This is a genomic window from Cryobacterium sp. Sr3 (genome assembly GCF_004402835.1).
Classification (GTDB): domain Bacteria; phylum Actinomycetota; class Actinomycetes; order Actinomycetales; family Microbacteriaceae; genus Cryobacterium; species Cryobacterium sandaracinum.
The window spans coordinates 1-3,423 of sequence record NZ_SOFA01000006.1; the positions used below are offsets into that span (position 1 = coordinate 1).

At 70.7% G+C, this 3,423-nt stretch carries 3 protein-coding genes; 1 reads left to right on the forward strand and 2 read right to left on the reverse strand.

Going from position 1 to position 3,423, the window contains the following annotated elements; genetic code table 11:
* A partial coding sequence (locus E3N94_RS16800; RefSeq protein WP_194087967.1) for a 4'-phosphopantetheinyl transferase superfamily protein occupies positions 1-398 on the forward strand: 398 nt, incomplete at its 5' end.
* 169 nt (positions 399-567) lie between these two features.
* Here the strand turns inward: E3N94_RS16800 and E3N94_RS02245 are convergent.
* Complete coding sequence (locus E3N94_RS02245; RefSeq protein ID WP_134569696.1) at positions 568-1,986, reverse strand: M1 family metallopeptidase; 1,419 nt, start codon at positions 1,984-1,986, stop codon at positions 568-570.
* Positions 1,987-1,994: 8 nt separating this feature from the next.
* Positions 1,995-3,423, reverse strand: a 1,429-nt coding sequence (locus tag E3N94_RS02250) for a Pls/PosA family non-ribosomal peptide synthetase (RefSeq protein WP_347232680.1), incomplete at its 5' end; no start/stop codon positions are given.

Here is a 3,423-nt window from a genome sequence, read left to right on the forward strand (position 1 = left end):
CCGCGGGCGCCGCCGAAACCGCACGCGCGCGGGCCCGGTTGTGGACCGCGAAGGAGGCGGTGCTGAAGTGCACGGGCGACGGGCTCCGAGTGGACCCGCGCAACCTGACCGTCTCGTTGCCGGGCGGCGGCGGCCGGGGCTCGCCGCGCCTCGACGCCTGGCGCGGAGCCGACGTTGACGTTGACGTCGACGCGATTGGGCTTCGCGACTTCGACCCGGGTGCGGCGCTTATGGGTGCCGAGTACGTGGACACGGCGCTCGTCGGCACGGCGCTCGTCGGCACGGTGCTCGTCGGCACGGTGGCCGTTCTCGGCGAGGGCAGGCGCGCCGCGGACGGGCCGACCGTGCATATCGTGTCGAATGCGGACATCCGTCACCACCTGAATGGTCCGGCCTAGCCGGTTGAGTTCGAGACCGCCGTACAGCACTCCGCCCCGAACGAATTCGACGGAGATTCTGGCCGAAAGGGGCTCAAAAACCGGAAAATGACTCTCATTCGAGAGAATCTCCGTCGTATCGGTTCGACGCCGGGCGGGAGGGTCGGTCGGCTGGACCAGCCAACCTCGCCTAGAGCATGGGCAGGGCGCTCCGATAGATCCAGCGGTCGACGATCCGGCGAATTTCACCGCTATCGGTGTGCACGGAAAGGAACTCCACAAGGTCTTCGGTAGTGATGGAACCGTGGCGGCGCGCCCGCGTGTAGGCGCGCACGGCGCCGAAGAAGGCGTCGTCGCCGAGCGACCGGCGCACCGCGTGCAGGGCCAGGGCGCCGCGCTTGTAGACCCGGTCGTCGAACATGTCGTGCGGCCCCGGTTCGCCGACGACGATGTCCCGTGGCAGGGCCTCGATCTCGGTCCGGTGCACGGCGGCACTCGCATCGGCCGTTGGTCCACCGCCGGCCTCCGCCCACAGCCACTCGGCGTAGCAGGCGAACCCCTCGTGCAGCCAGATATCCTGCCACCGCATGACGGTCAGGCTGTTGCCGAACCACTGGTGGGCCAGTTCGTGGGCGATCAGCCGGTCGCTGCCGTGCGCACCGTCGACGTGGTTGCGACCGAAAATGGCGAGGCCGTGGGCCTCGAGCGGGATCTCCAGCTCGTCGTCGGTGACAACGACCGAGTAGGCGTCGAACGGGTAGGGACCGAAGCGGTCGGCGAAGAGGGAGATCATCTCCGGAAGTCGGGCGAAGTCCACCGCCACCTCGCGGGCGAGGTTTGCCGGGAAGAAGATGCGTTGGGCCACCGGGGCGGCGGTGGCGTCGGTGCGCCGGTAACGGCCGATCAGCACCGTGGCCAGGTAAGTAGCCATCGGCTCCTTCACCTCGTAGGTCCAGCTGGTGCGGCCAGACCGCGTCGTGCGCGCGATCAGCGTACCGTTCGCCACGACCGTGTAGGGGTCCTCGCAGCTGACCCGGATGCGGAACGAGGCCTTGTTGCTGGGGTGGTCGTTGCAGGGGAACCACGACGCCGACCCGGTCGGTTGGCCGGCCACGAGCACGCCGTCGTCGAGTTCCTCCCAGCCGACCTCGCCCCAGATGCTCTTCAACGGATGCGGCGCGCCGCGATACCGCACGATCACCTCGAACAGAGCCCCGGCCTCGATCGTCGCCACCACCGTGATGGTGAGCTTGCGCGCGCTCTGGCTCACCTTCAACGCCCGCACCCCGTCGACGGTGACCCGGTCCACAGTGAGACCATCGAAGTCGAGGCTGAACCGGTCCAGCCTCATCGATGCCCGGGCCTGCACGGTGGCTGTGGCCCGCAACTGGTTGGTGGTCACCCGGTAGTCGAGGTTCAGGTCGTAGTGCAGGGCGAGGTAACCGCCGTTTCCGTTGCCCGGCAGGTACGGGTCGCCCGCGGTGGCGGCGCCGTGGGTGGGAGCGGCCCCTCGAACGCCGGCCGGGCCGAGCGCGGATCTGGGCGGCAGCGGGGTGAGGCGCTTGGCCGGGCTCTGAGCGGGGCCTGAGGGCGGTGGGGTGCGAGGCATGGTGGGCGTCAAGTCCACCATGGCAGACTGCGCCACGGCGAAATGGGGTTGCCCGACCACACCGACCCGGCCGGCACGCGTTCCCCGCGCATCACCAGCGAGGCAGGCCCCACAGTGGCGCCCTCCTCGATGTCGGCCGCCGGCAGAATCACGCTGTGCGGCCCGAGCGTGGCGCCCGCCGCCAGGGTGACCCGGTCCAATTGCATGATGCGGTCGTGGAACAGGTGCGTCTGCACCACGCAGCCCCGGTTCACGGTCGCACCGTCTTTGATGCTCACCAGGTCCGCCTCCGGCAGCCAGTAGGTCTCGCACCACACGCCGTACCCGATGTGCGCGCCGAGAGTGCGAAGCCACACGGCGAGCGCCGGCGTGCCGGCCGCCTTCGCCGCGAACCAGGGTCGGGCGACCATCTCGACGAAGCTGTCCGACACCTCGTTGCGCCAGATGAACGACGACCAGAGCGGATGTTCCGTAGCGTCGATCCGGCCCACCAGCAACCACTTCGCGGCCGTGGTCACCAGGGCGGCGACGGCCCCCGCCGCCAGCAGCACCAGACCCGAGAGCGCGATCGTCCACCCCAGGCCGATGGTGAGCCAGAGCGCATCAAGGGCGACGAGCACGCCGAGGGCGATCAGGACCGTGACGATGACCGGCATGATCCGGAGCATCTCCCACAGCGCCCGCCAGGTGACGAGCCGGGCCGGTGGGTGGAAGGTGCGGGCCTCGTCGACATCCGTCACCGTGCGGCGCAGCCGTTCGGGCGGGTTGCCCAGCCAGGACGACCCGCGTTTCGCCTTGCGCGGCGTGGAGGAGAGCACCGCGACGAGCCCGTTGCGCGGCACCGTGCGGCCCGCGCCCGCCATGCCGCTGTTGCCGAGGAACGCCCGGCGGCCGATCTTGGCCGGCCCGATGTGCAGCCAGCCGCCGCCGAGTTCATAGCAGGCGACCATGGTGTCGTCGGCGAGAAACGCGGCCGGGGCGATGGTCGTCAGGGCGGGGATGAGAAGCACGGTGGAGGCTTCCACGCCGGCGCCCACCTTAGCGCCGAGCAGGCGCAGCCAGATCGGGGTGAGCAGGCTCGCGTAGATCGGGAACAGGAGCGTTCGGGCGCCGTCGAGGATTCGCTCGGTCATCCAGACCTGCCAGCCGATCCGGCTGCGCACGGGGTAGTACCCCTCCCGCAGGCCCACACCGAGCAGCCGAACGGAGCCGAGCACCAGCAGCGCGTAGACCAGCCCGGCTGCCACGACCGCGAGCGGGGTGGCCAGGGCGGCCCGCCCGGCCGCGTCGGCCAGGGTCGCGGCGTCGCCGATGGACGCCCCGACGATGAGCGCGCCGACGAGCGCCGCGATCGCGGGCAGGGCCGTCATGGCGATGGCCCCGGTCGCGAAGGCGGTCAGCCAGCGGGTCCCTCGCGGCGGGCGCTCGGCCGGCCAC